Origin of the sequence: uncultured Pseudomonas sp., assembly GCF_913777995.1 — a bacterium.
Classification (GTDB): Bacteria; Pseudomonadota; Gammaproteobacteria; order Pseudomonadales; family Pseudomonadaceae; genus Aquipseudomonas.
Genome location: NZ_CAJYVE010000042.1, coordinates 1 through 18,882, shown reverse-complemented (window position 1 = coordinate 18,882; position 18,882 = coordinate 1). Strand labels below are relative to the sequence as shown.

The following is an 18,882-nucleotide window of genomic DNA, read 5'->3' as shown; positions in this document are numbered from 1 at the left end:
TAACCGAACAGTATTGTCTGTAGGCTGTTTCACTATTCATCGAAAGGCAGTGCTGTATCCGAGCCTCTTCGCACTTCAAACACATTCAGGGTCATGGCCACCAGCGTGTAGTAGCCGTATACGCCGACCAGTTCGACCATTCCTTGTTCACCGAACAAGGTCACGCCTTGCTGGTAAAGATCGGCAGGGACGCGGCGGGTTTCGTAAAGCGCTTTGCCAATGTCATAAACACACTGTTCATCCTGCTGCTCGAACGTGGGTGTCTTCTGCTGCCTGAGTGCTTCCAGTACTGCATCAGAAAGCCCCGCGCCTTTGGCAATAGGTTCATGGATTTGCCACTCGGCTTGCGAACGCCACCAGGCTGCCGTGGTAAGAATCGCCAACTCGCTCAAGCGCAGTTCGAGCCCGGTACCGTACCGGCAGAATGCACCCAGCCGCTGTGCATGATCGGCCAGCGACGGGCTGTGAATCCACGCCAGGAAAGGACCATCGAGATTGCCCCGTGGCCCCTTGAGAATCTCGGCCAGCACCCTTTGCTGATCATCCGTCATGGCGCTGCTCGGTAAAGGGCTCAACCGGGAAGTGATGTCCATGCTTATCTCTCTTGCAGGTTGGAAAGGTCGGTCACAATGGCGCGGGCTAGCTTCTCGGCAATCTCGTCGATGTTCAAGCTTCGCGAAGCTGTTTCAGGATCTTCACCCGCTCACCCCGGCCACCCGCCTCAACGCCCAAAACTGTCCCGGTAGAACGACGGTGCCAGGCCGACCGTTTTTCGGAAGGCCACCCGGAAGCTCTCCACCGAGGCGAAGCCGCAGCGTTCGGCAATCTGCTCGGTATTGAGGGTGCTGCTTTCGAGCAGCGAGCGAGCCTGGGCCATGCGTGAATGTTGCAGCCAGGCTTTGGGCGTCATGCCGGTCGCTTCGCTGAAGCGGCGTAGAAAGGTGCGCTCGCTCATCAAGGCTTTTGCTGCCATGTCGCGAATGGTCAGCGGCTCGCTCAGATGTTCACGCGCCCAGTCGAGTACCGCCGCCAGGTCGTGCCGGGGTGTTGGCGCGACCGGTGCTGGAATGAACTGCGCCTGTCCCCCGGCACGCAGTGGCGCCATCACCAGGCGCCGAGCGACGGTGTTGGAGATATGTGCACCGAAGTCCCGTTCGACCAGGTGCAGACAGGCGTCGATACCGGCGGCGCTGCCTGCCGATGTGATGATCTGGCCGTTGTCGACGTAGAGCACCGCTGCATCCACTTCTATTGCCGGGAAGCGTGCTGCGAGTTCTTCACAGTAGCGCCAGTGAGTGGTTGCTCGCTTGCCATCGAGCAGCCCGGCGGTGGCCAACACGAAAACACCGGAGCAGATCGACAGCAGCCGCGCGCCACGCGCATGCGCTTTGCGCAGTTCAGCCAGCAATGCCAGGGGAGGAGGCTCGTTACGGTTGCGCCAGCCTGGAATGATGATGGTGCGTGCCGCTTCAAGCGCTTCATGGCCAGCGTCGGCGGTCACCGCAAAACCGCCGAGCGCGCGCATGGGACCCTGGTCGGCCGCCACCACGGCGTGTTGATACCAGGCAAAGTCGAACTCTGGGCGTGGCAGCGCGAAGATCTCGATGGCAATGCCGAACTCGAAAGTACACAGGCCGTCGTAGGCCAGAATGGCGACCAAACCGGGGGCATCATGCATTTGGCGGAAAGTTACCAGTGGCTGTCGAGTTCGCCACTGTAGCGCAGTCACTCACGCGCCTAAAGTGGCCCAACCCCATTTGCGAGAAACAGCGCCATGTCCAGCCTGATCACCCAAACCCCAGCCGCCAGTGCCAATGAGGCCCTTGCCCATTTCAGCAATCGCCTGCGCTTTGAAACCGATTGCTCGGACGTCTACCACAGCCAGCAGGCTGGCGAGATCGACTATGTACTGGTGGATGTACGCGGCGCTGCCGCTTTCGCTGCAGGACATGTGCCCGGTGCGCTGAGCCTGCCGACCAAGACCATCACCGCCGAACGTTTGGCGGCGTTTCCTGCCGATACCCTGTTTGTCGTCTACTGTGCCGGGCCCCACTGCAACGGTGTTCACCGGGCCGCCGTTCGGCTGGCCCGGTTGGGTTACGCGGTCAAGGAAATGATCGGTGGCGTCACGGGCTGGCTGGATGAAGGCTTCACGCTTGCCAATGATGACGGCGGGCCGCGCGCATCCACTCCGATTTCTTGCGCGTGCTGAGCGTAGGCTCGGCTGCCAACGCTGATGGCGTCATGCACTGATCCTCCAGATACGCGCCTTGGCGGCATTCGAGGGGTATCTGGATGGGGTCAGCGTGGATGAGCCGACCTTGCCAGCGCAATCACCCTAAGGCGCCTCATACCGCTCGTAATCCAGCGCAATCCCATCGTTGGCCGGATAGCTGACGTACACCACGATGTCGTCGCTGGTGGCCACCAGGGCGTAGGGCCATTTGCCGTTGGCTTTGCGCAGTTCCTGGTACAGCGAGAGGAAATAGCTTTTCGTCAGCCCGGTGGGGTCGTAGGGCACCTGCCCGGTGAAGATGGGGTAGTGGTCCTGGTTGCACAGCTGTACGCGTTCCAGCTTGACCTGGTTCTTCTCCAGCACGGCGCGGGCTGGGTGGTGCCAGGTCGCCAGGTCGACATCGTGACAGTCTGCCGTTTTGCGCTGGTAAAGCTCGGTATCCTGCAGCGCCGGCAGGGCCATTGCCAGGGAAGGCAGAGCCAGTAAAACCACTAGAAGTAAACGCATCGCCTGAGCGCTCTCGGACCTTGGGGCGAGGAGTGTAGAGGTTTGTGGGTCGAGGCGGCTATCACTGCCGGCTCGGCCGAGGCTGATGGGCTGTAGCATAAGGGCGGGCGGCCCTGAAACGATCTGTAAGTCGCTCCAGGGCCGGCATTGTGCCTGCCGATGTCATTCCTTGCTCAGATCGACCAGCGGCGTCTGCCGCACTTCGGTTTCCCGCCCGCCCTGAATCTCGCTCACCTGCTTCAGGGCCTTGTCCACCGCCGGCTTGTCAGCCAACAGGCTGTACTGGATGCGGAACTGCTTGTGTTCCTTCGGCGCGATGGTCGGCACCAGGTTCAGCGGGCGCTGGTAACGGCGGTTGTAGGAGAAGCTGGTGCCGGGCTCCAGCCCGGTGACGTAGCCCTGGCCCTGGGTGTCGGTGTTTTTCCACAGCGAGAACACCGGCAGGGTCTGGGTGTTGAAACCGACCGAGACGCCCAGGCTGCCGGCCTTGTTGTGCAGTACGGTCAGGGTGTCGCCCTTGGCGTCGGCATAGGGCACCACGTTGTAGACCGTTTCGTCGTAGTCCTTGGTGGGCGCGCGATAGGTTTGCCAATCGACCAGGTCGCCCTTGGCCTTGTCGTTGAACGGCGACACCTGTTTCACCGGTGCGGCGAACCGCGCGCCTTGCTCCAGGAACGGCGTGCTGAAGTTGCTGTGATACAGCGCCTGGTATTCCTTCGGATAATCGCCGTTGTTGGTCAGGGTGTCGTTGAGGGCGAAGGTCACGCTGCCGGGCTCGGTGACCAGCTCGGTGGCAACGGAGAAGTCGACCTTCTTGAATGCCTGCTCTTTCAGCTCTCCACGCAGGGTGATGGCGTAGGGCGGTTTTTCATCGATGTGCAGGGTGACCTTGCTGGCTGGAATGTTCGCGGCCCGGCCATGCAGGGTCAGCAGTTCGCCGTTGTCCATGCCGGGGTGGCCGACCCATTCGTAGCCACAGCGGGTGACCAGCTCGTTGAAGCCTTCCAGCCAGCCCAGGCCACCGCGGCCATTGAGCTCGATGAAGGCCGGGTTGACCACTTCCTTGACCGGCGAATCCCAGCCCATGCGCACATCGCCAACCGAAGCCTGCAAGACGTTCATGCCGCGCGTCGGCACCACGGAAAGCTTCAGGGTGCCGTTGTCGATGTCGACGATGCTGACGCCTTCCTGCCGCCCGCCGTGCAGGGTGCGCAGGGTGACACTGAAAGGTTTGTCGGTTTTCACGCCGAGTTGTTCGCTGGTGATCTGCCACGGCTGGGCGGCCTTGTCGGTGTCGAGCAGAACGTAATCCCAGGCCATGGCGTGGGAGGCAGCGGACAGTGCGCCGAGTGTAACGAAAAACTTGATAGGGGTCATGACAGCAGCCTTTCTTGGAGTTGTGCCATTTTTATAGACCTGAAGAAACGTTTCAGCAAGCTTAATCGGCGCTTTCCCACCGCAGAATCCGGCACGATGTTGGCGACTGGCCAAAGGTCGTGATTCGCCCCGCGTGGCAATCCGCGCTACCATCGGGCGCAGACCTCATTGATCGCCAGGCCACCTGGCGGCGCTGTTCCACCTTATTGTTGACTGCCCGATTCCATGCCTGAAACTCCCTCATCCGAGTCGCGCCTGCGTGCTCGTCTGTTCGCTTTTTTGCGTGCCTTCTGGCCCGCGCCTCATGCCATCGACAGCCTTGAACGCCTGCGTGCCAGTGGGGGTGCGGCGCTGGGGATCCTCCTGGTCGGGCTCGGCGCGGCGTTCTGGCTCAATGGTCAGGCCGCCCACCAGCACGGTCTGCTGGCCCTGGCGCTGGTGGCGCCGCTGGGCGCCAGTGCGGTACTGGTGTTCGCCGTGCCGTCCAGCCCGCTGGCCCAGCCGTGGTCGGTGGTGGGCGGCAATACGTTGTCGGCGCTGGTGGGTATTGCCTGTTGCAAATGGATTCCCGACGCCGGCCTGGCGGCGGCGCTGGCGGTGGGGCTGTCGATTGCGCTGATGCTGTTCATGCGCTGCCTGCACCCGCCGGGCGGGGCTTCGGCGCTGCTGATGGTGCTGATCGGTTGCGAGCGCTTCGAGTTCGCGTTCAGCCCGGTGCTGGTGGACTCATTGCTGATGGTGGCCGTCGGGCTGGTCTACAACAACCTGACCGGGCGCAGCTGGCCGCACTTGCCGCTGCCGACCAAGGCGGCGCCCACCCACCTGCAGCGCAGTGACCTGGACGCGGTGCTGGCGCGCTACAACCAGATTCTCGATATCAGCCGCGATGATCTGGAAACGCTTCTGGAGCAGGTCGAGGCGCTGAACTTCCAGCGCAGCGTCGGCGAGCTGCGTTGCCGTGACGTGATGACCCGCAACCCGTTGACGGTGCGTCAGGAAACCTCCCTGCGCGAGGCCTGGGCGTTGATGCGTGAGCACCGCATCAAGGCGCTGCCGGTCACCGATCGCCAGCAGCACCTGCTGGGCATCCTCACCGTGGCCGACTTCATGGGCCAGATCGACCTCGACGTACACGATGGCATCGCCTGGCGGCTGCGCACCCTGGTGCGTCCGAAGAAAGCCGCCGAGGTGCGTACGGTGGGGCAGATCATGACCCGCACCGTGCGCGTATCGAGCAGCGACCGACTGCTGCTGGACCTGGTGCCGGTGTTCTCGGACAACGGCCACCGGCATATTCCGATCATCGACGACACCCAGCGCCTGGTCGGCATCATCACCCAGTCGGACCTGATCCGCGCCCTGTATCGCGCGGTGCGGGGCTGAACGGCAGCGCTTCACGCTGGCGCCGCGCCCGGCCCAGGCGCAGGCCGACCCAGGCCCACAGCAGCGACAGCGCGGCGCCGCACAGCATGGCCAGGGCCGGGTGTTCGCCGAGCAGGTCCAGGCCACGCTTGAGCCAGCCGCTGAGCGCATCGCCGCCGCGATAGACCACCGTGTCGATGAAGTTCTTGGCCTTGTACTTCTGCTCGGCGCCGACTACGCTGTAGAGCATCTCGCGACCAGGGCGCACCAGCGCGTATTCGCCGGCGCGGCGCAGCACCATCACCAGCGCGAACACGCCGAACACCGGCGCCACGGCCAGCAGCACGAAGCCGACGGTCAGGGCCAGGGGCACGGCGGTGAGCAGCAGGCCGACACCGAGCTTGCTGGCGATACGTCCGGTGAGAAACAGCTGGGTGAAGATCGCCAGGGCCTGCACCACGGTATCCAGCAGGCCGAACACCTGGGTTTGGGTAATGCGCTCGGGAAAGCGTTCGGCGACGATGCGCGCCTGCTCGAAGTACAGGAAGGTGCTGACGCTGGCCAGCAGAATCACGAACAGCGCGATGCCCAGCAGAAAAGGCGTGCGCAGCACCGCCGTGGCGCCGGCCAGTGGGTTGCCGCCCAGCGGCTGGCGGTGTTGCTCGACGGCCTCGGCGTCGGGCGCCTTGGTTTCACGCCAGCGCAGCAGGCCCAACGCACAAGCCAGGCTGCCGGCCAACAGCAGGGCCGAGAGCACCAGCAGGCCGGCATGTCCCAGGTACACCACCAACAGCGTTCCGCTTAGCGGGCCGAGCAGGCCACCCAGGCTGGCGCCGCCGGCGATCAGCGCGAACAGCCGCTTGGCCTGGGCGTTGCTGAACACATCGGCGAGCACACTCCAGGCCAGGGAAATGCTCATCAGGTTGAAGACCGACAGCCACACATAGAACACCCGACCGGTCCACAGGTTGTCCGGGTTCACAGCCAGGGCCGCTGCGAAGCCCAGCAGGTTGGCGACGAAAAAGCCGAATACCGCACTCAGCAACCGTGCGCGGTCGAGCCGCGAAGCCAGCCAACCAAACATCGGCAGCGCGGACAGGGTGGCGACGAAGGTAGCGCTGAACAGCCATTGCAGGTTGTCGACGCCACCCGCCACGCCCATCACTTCGCGTACCGGGCGCAGCATGAAGTAGCCGGTGAACAGCAGCACGAACACGCCCAGGCCGAGCAGGACCGGGCGCTCCTCTCCAGGCCGCAGGTCGAAGAGCCGGCGAAGGCGGGTCAATGAAGGCAGCGGTGATGGGCTGAGCAAGGGTGACTCCCGTGACCGACGAGGGTGGTTGGCCTGCGCGGCGGCTGGGCACCCATGGTCGGCTGCGGCGGGACGGCGGTGCAGTGCGCCGCCGCGCCGCGGGAGTGCTCAGGTCAACAGTTGGGCGAATGCCTGGTCGGCTTCCAGCACCGCCGGCAACTGCTTGAACAGCGTATCCAGGTCGATGCCGTCGAACAGCGGGCCGCTCACCGCCGCCATGGCCTCGGGAGTGGCTCCACCGTGCTCCTGCAGCGCCTCGCAGACGACGATGGCCTGGGCGATGATGCGCGGCAACGGGGCATTCTCCGGAGCCTGCATCGGCCGCGCCTGGAAGGCGATGGCCTGCTGGATCACGTTCGGCAGATGCCAGCGTCGCGCCAGTTCCGCGCCCACTTCAGGGTAGCCGAAGCCCAGGTGCAGGGTTTCGTTGGCCGCACGGCCCGAGGCGCCGGAGCGACTGGCGTTGTTCAGCCGTTCGGCCACTGCAGGGGCGCCGGTCTGGATCAGCAGTTCACCGATGTTGTGCATCACCCCGCAGGTGAAGGCGATTTCCGCATCCACGCCGGTCTGTTTGGCCAGCAGCCGGGCAATGCCGGCCACCTCGAAGCTCTTGAGCCAGAAGTCCTTGAGGTCGAAGTTGGGGACCGCCTTGAACGCACCCGTCACCGCCGATGCCATCACCAGTGTGCGCAGGGTGTTGAAGCCCAGGCGCATGGCTGCGTCTTCGATGCTCGAAGAGTCCCGCGAGCCCCTGAAGCGCGCCGAGTTGGCCAGGCGCAGGATCTTGGCGGAGATTACCGGGTCCTTTTCGATGTTGCGGGCGATGCTCTCCAGGCTCGAAGAAGGGTTGTCGAATTGCAGCATCAGGTCCTGGGCGACCTTGGGGATGCTGGGCAGGCTTTGCAGATCGGCGAATACGTGTTCAATGTCCATGGGCGCATCCTCATGACTTCGGGGATGATTGCAACGATAGTCAGTATTTGCTCACTTGCACGCTTTGCCGATCAGTTTGGGAAACAGTCCGCACTATCTCGGTTATCGAATTTCGTCTGCGCCTGTCGGGTATCTGACCAACTGTCATGAAAAAAACCAGGTCATGTGATATCAAGTAGCCGTTATTTTGGCCGTCACAGTTTGTTGTAGCGGATCGATTATCCCGTCGACCGGCCTCCCGGCTGTGAGTGGCGCTTTAGAGCGGTCGCAACAGGCCGCCGATAAGGCCTTGCGTGCAACAGGGCTTATCGGACGACATGTGATACAGCTTCGCGTATTCACCGATAAAGTTTCGAAATTGGATCACTTAATGAGAAGTCTGGGTTTCAGCAAGAAAATCCTGCTGGCGGCTGCGTTGACCGTGGGCGTGGCATTTACCGTGTTCATCGTCGCCAATGATTACCGGCAACGGCAGACATTGAAGAGCAATGTGCTCAACGAACTTCAACAACTGGGCACCCTGACCACGCAGAACATCCAGGTGTGGCTGGAAGGCCGCAGCCAGTTGCTGCAATCCATGGCCCAGCAGGTCGCGCTGGATGGCCAGGACGTCCCGGCGTTGCGCCGCGCCATCGACCTGCCAGCCTACACCGAGAACTTCCAGCTGAGCTACTTCGGCGCCAGTAGCGGGCTGATGTTCTCCATCCCGACCGGTAATCGCCCGGCCGACTACGACCCGCGTGCGCGCGGCTGGTACAAGGCCGCGCAGACCGCCGGCAAGACCGTGGTCACCGACCCCTACATCGCCAGCTCCAGCGGCAAGCTGGTGGTCACCGTCGCCACGCCGGTCAACCGCCAGGGGCAACTGGTTGGCGTGGCCGGGGCGGACATCAGCCTGGAGGCCATCAGCAAGACCATCAACTCGCTGAATTTCGGCGGGCACGGTTATGCATTCATCGTCAACGCCGAAGGCCGGGTACTGGTGCACCCGGACGCCAGCCGCTTGCTCAAGCCGCTGAGCGAGCTGTACCCGCAGGACACCCCCAAGGTCGCGCCCGGTGTGAGTGAAGTCGAGACCGGCGGGCGTGGCGAGATCATCGCCTTTACCCCGGTGGAAGGGCCGACCGCCAGCCGCTGGTATGTGGCCCTGGTGCTGGAACAGAACGCTGCCTACGCGATGCTCGGTGAGTTCCGCAGCTCGGCGATCACGGCGATGCTGGTGGTGGTGCTGGCAGTGATCCTCATTCTCGGCCTGCTGATCCGCGTGCTGATGCAACCGCTGCACCGCATGAGCGGCGCCATGCGTGACATCGCCGCAGGTGAAGGCGACCTGACCCAGCGCCTGTCGGTCAACTCCCAGGACGAGTTCGGTGAGCTGGCCGGCTCGTTCAACCAGTTCGTCGAGCGTATCCATGCCTCGATCCGCGAAGTGGCGTCCACCGCTGCCCAGTTGGGCGCGGCTGCAGGCCAGGTGGTGGAGGTGTCGCATGCGTCGATGGGCCAGTCGGACGAGCAGTCGCATCGCACCGAAAGCGTGGCGGCAGCCATCAACGAATTGGGCGCCACAGCCCAGGAAATCGCCCGCAACGCCGCGCAGACCTCGCAGAAGTCGGCAGATGCCAGCCAGATGGCGGGCGACGGTCGCCAGGTGATGCAAGAGTCGATCAGCGCCATGAACGCGCTGTCGGGCAAGATCAGCGAATCCTGCGCGCACATCGAGGCGCTCAACGGCAAGACCGCCAACATCGGGCAGATTCTCGAAGTCATCACCGGCATCTCGCAGCAGACCAACCTGCTGGCGCTCAACGCCGCCATCGAGGCTGCGCGGGCCGGTGAGGCGGGGCGCGGCTTCGCGGTGGTGGCCGACGAAGTGCGCAACCTGGCGCACCGCACCCAGGAGTCGGCGCAGCAAGTGCAGGGCATGATCGACGAGCTGCAGGGCGGGGCCAAGGATGCGGTGACGACCATGCTCGCCAGCCAGCAGCACAGCGAGACCAGCGTGGCCATCACCAATCGTGCCGGTGAGCGACTGGGCGCGGTAACCCAGCATATCGACGAGATCAACGGCATGAACCAGTCGGTGGCGGCGGCCACCGAAGAGCAGACCGCCGTGGTCGAGTCGATCAACCTGGACATCACCCAGATCAACACCCTTAACCAGCAGGGCGTGGCCAACCTCAAGGTCACCCTGCAGGCCTGCCAGTCGCTGGAGCAGCAGACGCGCCGCCTGCAGCAACTGGTGGGTTCGTTCAGAATCTGAGTGGCCACGGCAGCCGGGGCGTACCCCGGCCGCCATGATGTTCCGGGAGGTGCTGCTGGCCGACTGTTATCGATTTGCCATGGTCGGTACACTGCGCTGCAATATTCAGGCTGCAGGGTGTCAGTCGGCGCAGGTCGTGCGCCGCCGCAGCCTCGCCCCCCCGGTCGCCTGCTGGCCGGAGCGTTCTTACCGGAGTGATTGCATGTTGCACCGTCTCGGGCGCCAGCTGGCGTCTGTCGTCGTCCTGGTCTTTTGCCTGCTGGCCGTTGCTCGGGCGCAGGACCCCGTCCTGCATTTCGGCATCCTCTCCACCGAGGCCTGTGAGAACCTGCGGATCATCTGGCAGCCGTTGCTCGACGACATGGGCCAGCAGATCGGCCAGCCGGTGCAACCGGTGTTCGCCGACGGCTACGCGGAGTTGATCGACGGTCTGCGCCAGGGGCGCATCGACATCGCCTGGCTGGGCAACAAGGCGGCACTGGCAGCGGTGGATGGCGCAGGCGCCGAGATCTTCGCCCAGACCTCCATGGACAACGGCCTGCCGGGCTATTACGGGCTGTTGATCGTGCGTGACGACAGCCCGATCCACACCGTCAGCGACCTGCTGCGCCTGGCCCCGCAGCTGACCTTCGGCAACGGTGACTTCAACTCCACTTCGGGTTATCTGGTGACCGGCTACTACCTGTTTGCCCGCCAGCACGTCGACCCGGCCACGGCCTTCAAGCGCACCCTCAACCAGAGCCATGAAGCCAATGCCCTGGGCGTGGCCAGCGGTGAACTGGATGCCGCCACCTTCAACACCGACAACTGGGACCGCCTGGCCTTGGTGAACCCACAGGCGTTGGCGCGCCTGAAGGTGGTCTGGAAGTCACAGATGATTCCTTCCGACCCCATTCTGTGGCGCACATCGCTGCCGGCCCCGCTCAAGGCCAAGGTGCGCAGTTTCCTCCTCGGGTATGGCAAGACCGAGCGGGAAGTGCAGGTGCTCAAGGGGCTGCAACAGAATCGCTTCGTGGCCTCGAACGACGATCAGCTATTGCCGATCCGTCAGTTGCTGTTATTCAAGGAACGCACCGACGTGGCGGCCAGTCAGTTGAGCGTGGAGCAGAAGACCGCGCGCTTCAGAGAGATCGACGCCCAGCTGGGCCGCCTGCAGGACCGTATCAAGCCGCTCGAAGGGCCGCGTTGAGCACGGCAGCACTACAGATTCTGCTGCGCAGTCAGTACCATGCGCCGCTTCAGTCGCAACCCCGCCACGAGGACAGAACATGCCTGGCAGGCTGATCTATCTCATCGGACCTTCTGGCTCTGGCAAGGACAGTTTGCTGGACGCCGCACGTGACAGCCTCGCCGCGCGGGGCTGCAAGGTGGTGCGCCGGGTCATCACCCGTTCTGCCGAAGCGGTGGGCGAGGCCGCCGAGGCGGTCAGCGTCGAGCGCTTCCTGGCCCTGCAGGCGCAAGGGGCCTTCGCCCTCAGCTGGCAGGCCAACGGCCTGTACTACGGCATTCCGGCGCAGATCGATGACTGGCTTGAGGCCGGGCATGACGTACTGGTCAACGGGTCGCGTGGCCACTTGCCGGCCACCCGACAGCGTTATCCGGCGTTGCTGGCGATCCTGCTGAGCGTCGATCAGGATGTGCTGCGCCAGCGCCTGCTGGCCCGCAGCCGCGAAACCCCCGCCGAAATCGAGGCGCGCCTGGCGCGCAATGCACGCTTTGCCGCCGAGCTGCTGGCCGAGGCCCCCGACGTGCGCCTGCTGGACAACTCCGGCGCCTTGCAGGACAGCGTGCGGCAACTGCTCGCCTGGCTGGAGCACCCCGCGACCTTCTAGCCGAGCTGATTTTCAGCCGCGGACAGCGCCTAACCCGCCAGCCACATCCAGAGTGGCAGGGTCACGGCCGAGAACAGCGTCGTCAGGGCAATCGCCGAGCTGGTCTTCTGGCTGTCTTCCAGGGTGGTGGCGAAGGCCAGCACGTTCACGCCGCTGGGGCCGGCGGCCATCAGCACCAGCACGCTGCGCGGCATGCCGTCGATACCCAGCACATGGCAGGCCAGCCAGGCCATCACCGGCATCACCAGCAGCTTGGCCACGGCGATGCTCAGCGCTTCGGCGCTGGGTGTCAGCCGGTAGCTCGACAGGTTGGCGCCGAGCACCAGCAAGGCGCAGGGCAGGGCTGCCTGGGCCAGCCAGGTGGCCAGTTGCTCGGCCCACGACGGCAGCGGCAACCCGGACAGGTTCACCGCCATGCCCGCCAGCAGGCCGATGATGATCGGGTTGGCCAGGCTGGCCACCAGGCTGCGCACATTGAAGCGAGCGCTGCCGGTGAAGGTTTCGTAGACCGAGTGGAAGCTGAACAGCAGCAGGCTGTGCACCGAGACCACGGTGAACAGCAACAACAGGCCGGGCGGGCCGAACAGGGTGCTGACCATGGGGATGCCGATCAGCAGGTTGTTGGAAAAGCTCGCCGTCAGCCCGAAAGGCACCGGGCGCCCGCTCCAGCGGTGGGTCAGCGCGTTGACCAGGATGAACACCAGCAACGCGGGTACGAAGTAGGCCGCCAGCACGCCGAGGTCCAGGCCGTCATGCAGCGGCGACTTGAGCATGCCGGTGAACAGCACCATCGGCATGAACAGCTTGAACGCCAGGGTACTCAGCGCCTTGGCGTTTTCCCCGGCGATGACCTGGCGGCGGCCCAGGCCATAGCCCAGCACGATCAGTAGAAAGATGGGCAGGATGGCTTGGATGACGGCCACGGCGGGTCCTTTTACGGCGGTTTCGAAACGACGGCCGCGCAGTATGCCGGGTTGCACTGGCCTGCGCACGTGTCTGGCCCCGCGTTTCGCCCTCGCAGGTTTTGCGTGACGTCGATGTAACCATTGATGTTATATTGTTGCAAAATTAGCGAGCAGGGGCCGGACGTCTCCTTCCGGCCTGACCGAGATCCAGAGCATGAACACCTACCTTCCCGATGTAGCCCTGACCGAGACCTCCGCAGCCTTGATCCCGCTGGACTGGGTCGGCATGCAGGGCATTCAGTTGCCCTTGCTGATGGATGAGCCGGGGCAGAAATACCCGCTGCTGGCCCAGGCCGATGTGCAGGTCGACCTGGCCGACCCCAGCGTCAAGGGCATTCATATGTCGCGCCTGTACCGGCTGCTCGATGGCTTTGCCGAACACCAGCCGGTGTTGCCGCATACCCTCTATGCGCTGCTGGAGGCGATGGTGGTCAGCCACGCCGATTGCCTGTCCAGCAGCGCACGGCTGCAGTTGCGCTTCGATCTGCCATGCCGCCGGCCAGCCCTGGTGACCGCCGGGTTGAGTGGCTGGAAAGCCTACCCGGTGCAAGTCGATGCGGTATGGCAAGGGGGCCGTCTGCAGCTGGATGTGGCAGTGGATGTCACGTACTCGTCCACCTGCCCGTGCTCGGCGGCCTTGTCGCGGCACCTGCTCGAAGCGGCCTTTCGCCGGCGCTTCGTCGGGCACAGTGCCGTGGACCCTGAACAGGTGGCGGTGTGGTTGCGCGAGCACGGTTCGTACGCCACGCCGCACAGCCAGCGCAGCGTGGCACGGGTTCAGGTGCGCCTGCCGGAACAGGCTGCCAGCCTGCACCTGATGGAACTGATCGACCTTACCGAACAGGCCCTGGGCACGCCGGTGCAGACTTCGGTCAAGCGCGCTGACGAACAGGCTTTCGCCCGTCTCAACGGCCAGAACCTGATGTACGTCGAGGATGCGGCACGCAAGATCCAGCGCGCCTTGCAGGACCGCTTCGCCGCCTCCAGCGTCAGCGTCCAGCACCTGGAAAGCCTGCATCCCCACGACGCCGTGGCCTCTACCTCCAATTACCTGATCTGAGGGGCAGTGCATGATCCGCAAGAATCCGTCCGGCCATCTGCCGGTCATCGCCGAGTCGGCGTACATCGACAAGACCGCGATCATCTGCGGCAAGGTGATCATCCAGGACAACGTGTTCGTCGGCCCCTATGCGGTGATCCGCGCCGACGAAGTGGACGCCAGTGGCGACATGCAGCCCATCGTCATCGGCGCCAACTCCAACATTCAGGATGGCGTGGTGATCCACTCCAAGTCCGGCGCCGCAGTGACCATCGGCCAGTACAGCTCGATTGCCCATCGCTCCATCGTGCATGGCCCCTGCGAAGTCGGCGACCGGGTATTCATCGGCTTCAACAGCGTGCTGTTCAACTGCAAGGTCGGCCACGGCAGCGTGATTCGCCACAACTCGGTGGTCGATGGTCGCGACCTGCCGGAGAGCTTCTACGTGCCGTCCACCACGCGCATCGGCCCGGCCACCGACCTGAGCCAGTTCCCGCCGGTCAGCGTCTCGGCCTCGGAGTTCTCCGAAGATGTAGCGCGTACCAACATCGACCTGGTGCGCGGCTACAAGGCCCTGCAGAACGAGTTCTAAGGGGCCGTGATGACTGAACAGGAACTCCTGGCCCAGCCGGCCGAGTGCTACATGGACGACGCCCAGCAGGGCTACTTCCGCGAACTGCTGCTGCGCCAGCGCCATGAGCTGCAGGAGCGTATCGCCGGGGAATTCGACGACTTGCGCGAGTACGAGCCGGTCAGCGACCTGGCCGATATCGGCGCCGCCGAAGAGCAGCGGCACTGGCAACTGCGTGTGCTGGAGCGCGAAAAGAAGCTGCTCGACAAGATCGACGCCGCGCTGGAGCGCCTGGCGCGTGGCGAGTTTGGCTGGTGCGCCGAAACCGGCGAGGCCATCGGCCTCAAGCGCCTGTTGCTGCGGCCCACGGCCAGCCTGTGCATCGAGGCCAAGGAGCGCCAGGAACTGCGCGAGCGACACCTTCGCGACCATTGATTTGCGTGGAGGCCAGGACCCACACCGCTCGCTCCAACAAAAGCCCAGGAACGCATGACTGGCTGACCCCTGTTGGGCTCAAGGCCCCCCTTACCACCACCTATTCGAACAACGGACCCTGTTTTTCCATGACCATTGCCGTTCAACCTCGACCCGCTTCGCGGCTGCGCTCGATCGACGCCCTGCGCGGGCTGATCATTCTGTTCATGCTGCTCGACCACGTGCGCGAGACCTTTCTCATGCATCACCAGGTGACCGACCCGATGGATGTCACCGCCACCGCGCCGGCGCTGTTCTTCAACCGGACCCTGGCACATCTGTGTGCGCCGCTGTTCGTGTTCCTTACCGGACTGTCGGCGTTTCTGTATGGCGAGAAGCACAGCGGGCGCCGCGACGTATCGGCCTTCCTGTTCAAGCGCGGTCTGTTCCTGGTGGTGCTGGAGTGGACGCTGGTCAACTTCGCCTGGACCTTTCAGTTTCCGTTCGCGGTCGTCTACCTGCAGGTGATCTGGGTGATCGGCCTGAGCATGATCGCCCTGGCCGCGCTGGTGTACTTGCCGCGCCCGGCGCTGGTGGCGCTCGGGGTGGTGATCGTCGCCGGGCACAACCTGCTCGACGGCGTGCATTTCGGTGTCGAGTCGGCCATGCATGTGCCTTGGGCGGTGCTGCATGATCGCGGCTGGCTGCAGCTCGCCGAAGGCGTGCGCCTGCGCACCTCCTACCCGCTGCTGCCGTGGATCGGCATCATCGCCCTGGGTTACGCCGCCGGCCCCTGGTTCGCCAGCCAGGCCGATGCCGCGATTCGCCGCACCCGCCTGCTGAGCGCCGGCGCTGGCCTGCTGGCGTTGTTTCTGGTGCTGCGCCTGCTCAATGGTTATGGCGAAAAGTCCTGGGCCGTGGGGGAGAGCGGGGTGCAAACACTGATGAGCTTCTTCAACGTCACCAAGTACCCGCCGTCGCTACTGTTCACTTGCCTGACCCTGGGCACCGGCCTGCTGTTGCTGGCCGCCTTCGAGCGCTGGCAGCAGCGCGGCTGGGTCAAACCGCTGGTGACCTTTGGTGCGGCGCCGATGTTCTTCTACCTGTTGCACCTTTACGTGCTGAAGATTCTCTACCTGAGCGCCGTGGCGATCTGGGGGCTGAACCAAGGCCAGTACTTCGGTTTCGACAGCGTAGCGGCGGTGTGGCTGGCCAGCGCGGCACTGGCAGCGTTGCTGTTCCCGGCGGTGCGCTGGTTTGCCGAATTGAAGGCGCGGCGCCGTGACATTGCCTGGTTGAAATATTTCTGAGTCCACCATTCATCGCCGACACGGCACTTCCCGGTCGGCGACCTCTCCCATGCTTGCAGGCGTTCTGCATCCAAGACGGGAGAGATGTGATGGAAATCGACGAAAACGCACCCGGCAATATTTCCCAGTGCCCGGCGACCCGTACCACCGACAACGAAACCGGTTTCGACTCCAACACTCAGGTAGAGAACGAACCCATGCGGCCCGTGCGTCCTCAGGTGGATGAACGCCCGGCGCCGGTTCCGGAGCGTGCTTCCTGAGTGAAATGTCGGTAACACCCTGGCAAATACTGCCAGGGCTCTGCCGGGGATGGCCCTCTACGCTGTGAACTCCCGATGCCCAGGAGTACCCGCCATGGATGGAGCCGCATTCCCCGTCGTTCAGCCTGCCAGCGTGCATCAGGTGCACGTCCTGACCACCTTGACCGCACCCAGTACCACGCCTTTCCAGGACTTCCACCTCGGGCGGCTGCTGGTGCATGAGCTGCGTGCCGCCCAGGAACACGACCTGGCCGACAGCCTGGCCTGGGTGGTGCTGCCCGACCGGCTGCACTGGCTGGTGGCCCTGCGCGGGGCTTCGGCAGCGCGGCTGGTGCAACGTATCAAGGCCCGCAGCGCGCGGGCTATCAACCGTGCCTTGGGCAGCTGTCGGCCCATCTGGCAGGCCGGTTACCACGACCTTCCCGTACAGCACGAGGGCGACCTGCTGACGCTGGCCCGGCAGATCGTCGCCTACCCTCGGCGTGCCGGGTTGGTGCGTCGCTCGCGGGACTATCCGCTGTGGGATGCCATCTGGGTCTGACCCGCAGCGTGGGGCTGCCAAAGGCAGGCATCGACGAACCTTTCGTCACTTTCCATGTGGGCACAAGAACATTTTTCCAATGCTTGCTTGACGAGGGAGAACGATCGTTCTACCTTAGTCTTCAAGGAGAAACCAATGACAGACACCCGAGCAAAAATCCTGACCACCGCCGAGCAACTTATTTATCAACATGGGATTCATGCCACCGGCATGGACTTGCTGGTAAAAACCTCGGGTGTCGCGCGCAAAAGCATCTATCGCTATTTCGCGACCAAAGATGAAGTGGCCGCCGCCGCGTTGATTGAGCGCGATATACGCTGGATGCAGTGGTTCAGAACGGCATGCGACCAAGCAGATACACCGCAAGATCGTATTCTCGGCATGTTTACGGTACTTAAAGGCTGGTTCGAATCAGACGGATTTCGCGGCTGCGCATTCATCAATACAGCCGGTGAAGTCGGCGACCCCGAAGACCCTGTTCGGCAGATTGCGAAGTTGCACAAGCAAAAGTTGCTGGATTATGTACTTGAGTTGACCGAGGCATTGCAGGTCGAGCACCCGCAGGCCTTGGCCCGGCAGTTGCTGGTGCTGATCGAGGGCGCCATCACCACCGCCAGAGTGATGGGTGACTACAGCGCCGCCGACAGCGCAAAGGAAGTGGCGCATTTGTTGTTGAAACAGGCCCTGCCATAAGGGTCTGGGCTTGTGTAAGAAACGCGTGATGATGTTGCAACTATCCGATTGATCTGGAGGCATTCCCCTGTCCGACGCTCGCGGTCACTAGTTCGAGTTTGGCCATCTTGGCGACCTCGAATAAGTTTGTTAACTGGCTTCAAACTGTTTGAAGTGCCTGGTGCCGCGTGCGTGGCATGCAGGGTACAGCAATACGCTTTACGTTTACTTCTGTTCAAACAGCCCTTGATGTAAGGGCTTGTGCAATACCCAAACTTAACTTGCGAAATCATTCAATTATCTTGGAGGCACTGCCATGTCCAACGAACAACCTCGCCCGCCACTTCCTCCGTTCACTCGCGAGTCGGCAATCGAAAAGGTTCGCCTCGCCGAAGACGGCTGGAATACCCGCAACCCGGAGAAAATCGCGCTCGCCTATACCCTCGACACGAAGTGGCGTAACCGCGCGGAGTTCGCCAACAACCGGCAAGAGGCTCAGGACTTCCTCACGCGTAAATGGAAGAAAGAGCTGGACTACCGTCTGATCAAGGAACTCTGGGCGTTCACCGACAACCGCATCGCCGTGCGCTATGCCTATGAGTGGCATGACGACTCGGGTAACTGGTTCCGTTCCTACGGCAACGAAAACTGGGAATTCGAGGCCGATGGCCTGATGCACCGCCGCTTCGCCTGCATCAACGACATGCCGATCAAGGAAAGCGAGCGCAAGTTCCACTGGCCGCTGGGACGTCGCCCCGATGAACATCCTGGCCTGACTGAACTGGGTCTGTAACAGGATCTGCCAACGTTCCTTGATGTGACCAAGCACCTTCATCAGGAAGGTGAGGCGTGAAGCCATCGGCCTTGAGTAAAACCAAGGTCGGAAAAACGCTCCTTGTGCTCCAGCCCTGCTGATTCACCACATCGCCTGATAGGGCGTGGGTGAATCAGCAGGGCTGGAGCGTTTTTTTGCGCCCCCTGTAAAGCTCGCTCTGCCTGCGTTGAACGCTGCCCGAGTGCGCGCCGGAATTACCCTGCGACACCTTTGAGAACGCTGGAGCCTGCTTGCGAAGGCCGCGTCATGTTCATGGCAGAAGCGCTGGCTTTGCCGGCCGCTTCGCGAGCAAGCTCGCTTCCACGGTCGCAAAGCGCTTGATCGAACAGTTAGACCGGGTAATTGGATGGACTCGCCCCCGCCGAGGCGTCTATGCGCCACGGTGGCATCCTATAGATGTCAGCGACAGCGAGGGCGAGACCATGAGCAAGAATACTTCCAAAAAGACCGCTTTGC

At 63.3% G+C, this 18,882-nt stretch carries 20 protein-coding genes; 13 read left to right on the top strand and 7 right to left on the bottom strand.

Annotated features, from left to right (window positions below):
- Window positions 1–32: 32 nt before the first annotated feature.
- Both QZ497_RS18225 and ftrA read right to left on the bottom strand, forming a co-directional pair.
- Complete coding sequence (locus QZ497_RS18225) at window positions 33–593, bottom strand: carboxymuconolactone decarboxylase family protein (RefSeq protein ID WP_295477537.1); 561 nt, start codon at window positions 591–593, stop codon at window positions 33–35.
- Window positions 594–721: 128 nt separating this feature from the next.
- The gene (gene ftrA / locus QZ497_RS18220) at window positions 722–1,678 is read right to left on the bottom strand and encodes a transcriptional regulator FtrA (RefSeq protein ID WP_295477535.1); all 957 of its coding nucleotides are present in this window, start codon (window positions 1,676–1,678) and stop codon (window positions 722–724) included.
- A 96-nt stretch (window positions 1,679–1,774) separates the two neighbouring features.
- Between ftrA and QZ497_RS18215 the strand changes: the two genes are divergently transcribed.
- A complete protein-coding gene (locus QZ497_RS18215; protein ID WP_295477533.1) occupies window positions 1,775–2,212 on the top strand; it encodes a rhodanese-like domain-containing protein in 438 nt (145 codons plus the stop codon).
- A gap of 126 nt (window positions 2,213–2,338) precedes the next feature.
- Here QZ497_RS18215 and QZ497_RS18210 read toward each other — a convergent pair whose 3' ends face one another.
- Window positions 2,339–2,743, bottom strand: coding sequence for a hypothetical protein (locus tag QZ497_RS18210; protein ID WP_295477531.1), 405 nt, complete (start codon window positions 2,741–2,743; stop codon window positions 2,339–2,341).
- Between the two features lie 162 nt (window positions 2,744–2,905).
- A complete protein-coding gene (locus tag QZ497_RS18205; protein ID WP_295477529.1) occupies window positions 2,906–4,120 on the bottom strand; it encodes an aldose 1-epimerase family protein in 1,215 nt (404 codons plus the stop codon).
- Window positions 4,121–4,345: 225 nt separating this feature from the next.
- Between QZ497_RS18205 and QZ497_RS18200 the strand changes: the two genes are divergently transcribed.
- Window positions 4,346–5,503 (top strand): HPP family protein, encoded by a 1,158-nt coding sequence (locus tag QZ497_RS18200; RefSeq protein ID WP_295477527.1) that lies wholly within the window; start codon window positions 4,346–4,348, stop codon window positions 5,501–5,503.
- Here the strand turns inward: QZ497_RS18200 and QZ497_RS18195 are convergent.
- Complete coding sequence (locus QZ497_RS18195; protein ID WP_295477525.1) at window positions 5,454–6,794, bottom strand: NTP/NDP exchange transporter; 1,341 nt, start codon at window positions 6,792–6,794, stop codon at window positions 5,454–5,456. The two genes, QZ497_RS18200 and QZ497_RS18195, sit on opposite strands and share 50 nt — an antisense overlap.
- Window positions 6,795–6,902: 108 nt before the next feature.
- Window positions 6,903–7,727, bottom strand: coding sequence for an HDOD domain-containing protein (locus tag QZ497_RS18190; RefSeq protein ID WP_295477523.1), 825 nt, complete (start codon window positions 7,725–7,727; stop codon window positions 6,903–6,905).
- A gap of 370 nt (window positions 7,728–8,097) precedes the next feature.
- Between QZ497_RS18190 and QZ497_RS18185 the strand changes: the two genes are divergently transcribed.
- The 3 genes from QZ497_RS18185 (at window position 8,098) to phnN (ending at window position 11,819) form a co-directional block, all read left to right on the top strand.
- On the top strand, window positions 8,098–9,987 hold the full coding sequence (locus QZ497_RS18185; RefSeq protein ID WP_295477521.1) for a methyl-accepting chemotaxis protein: 1,890 nt from the start codon (window positions 8,098–8,100) through the stop codon (window positions 9,985–9,987).
- Window positions 9,988–10,189: 202 nt separating this feature from the next.
- Window positions 10,190–11,176, top strand: a complete 987-nt coding sequence (phnD, locus tag QZ497_RS18180; RefSeq protein WP_295477519.1) for a phosphate/phosphite/phosphonate ABC transporter substrate-binding protein — start codon at window positions 10,190–10,192, stop codon at window positions 11,174–11,176.
- A gap of 79 nt (window positions 11,177–11,255) precedes the next feature.
- Window positions 11,256–11,819: a phosphonate metabolism protein/1,5-bisphosphokinase (PRPP-forming) PhnN gene (gene phnN, locus QZ497_RS18175; RefSeq protein WP_295477517.1), complete on the top strand. Its 564-nt coding sequence runs from the start codon at window positions 11,256–11,258 to the stop codon at window positions 11,817–11,819.
- 29 nt (window positions 11,820–11,848) lie between these two features.
- Here the strand turns inward: phnN and QZ497_RS18170 are convergent, their stop codons facing one another.
- Window positions 11,849–12,742: an AEC family transporter gene (locus QZ497_RS18170; RefSeq protein WP_295477515.1), complete on the bottom strand. Its 894-nt coding sequence runs from the start codon at window positions 12,740–12,742 to the stop codon at window positions 11,849–11,851.
- Window positions 12,743–12,938: 196 nt separating this feature from the next.
- Here QZ497_RS18170 and folE2 point away from each other — a divergent pair, with 196 nt between their 5' ends.
- The 8 genes from folE2 (at window position 12,939) to QZ497_RS18130 (ending at window position 18,384) form a co-directional block, all read left to right on the top strand.
- The gene (folE2, locus tag QZ497_RS18165; protein WP_295477513.1) at window positions 12,939–13,844 is read left to right on the top strand and encodes a GTP cyclohydrolase FolE2; all 906 of its coding nucleotides are present in this window, start codon (window positions 12,939–12,941) and stop codon (window positions 13,842–13,844) included.
- Between the two features lie 10 nt (window positions 13,845–13,854).
- On the top strand, window positions 13,855–14,415 hold the full coding sequence (locus tag QZ497_RS18160; protein ID WP_295477511.1) for a carbonate dehydratase: 561 nt from the start codon (window positions 13,855–13,857) through the stop codon (window positions 14,413–14,415).
- Window positions 14,416–14,424: 9 nt separating this feature from the next.
- Window positions 14,425–14,829, top strand: coding sequence for an RNA polymerase-binding protein DksA (gene dksA / locus QZ497_RS18155; protein WP_295477509.1), 405 nt, complete (start codon window positions 14,425–14,427; stop codon window positions 14,827–14,829).
- Window positions 14,830–14,957: 128 nt separating this feature from the next.
- Window positions 14,958–16,118, top strand: coding sequence for a DUF1624 domain-containing protein (locus QZ497_RS18150; RefSeq protein WP_295477507.1), 1,161 nt, complete (start codon window positions 14,958–14,960; stop codon window positions 16,116–16,118).
- Between the two features lie 89 nt (window positions 16,119–16,207).
- Window positions 16,208–16,378, top strand: a complete 171-nt coding sequence (locus tag QZ497_RS18145) for a hypothetical protein (RefSeq protein ID WP_295477505.1) — start codon at window positions 16,208–16,210, stop codon at window positions 16,376–16,378.
- Between the two features lie 94 nt (window positions 16,379–16,472).
- Window positions 16,473–16,919: a transposase gene (locus QZ497_RS18140; protein ID WP_295477503.1), complete on the top strand. Its 447-nt coding sequence runs from the start codon at window positions 16,473–16,475 to the stop codon at window positions 16,917–16,919.
- Between the two features lie 135 nt (window positions 16,920–17,054).
- Complete coding sequence (locus tag QZ497_RS18135; protein WP_295477501.1) at window positions 17,055–17,612, top strand: TetR family transcriptional regulator; 558 nt, start codon at window positions 17,055–17,057, stop codon at window positions 17,610–17,612.
- A 295-nt stretch (window positions 17,613–17,907) separates the two neighbouring features.
- The gene (locus QZ497_RS18130) at window positions 17,908–18,384 is read left to right on the top strand and encodes a nuclear transport factor 2 family protein (RefSeq protein WP_295477499.1); all 477 of its coding nucleotides are present in this window, start codon (window positions 17,908–17,910) and stop codon (window positions 18,382–18,384) included.
- Window positions 18,385–18,882: the final 498 nt, after the last annotated feature.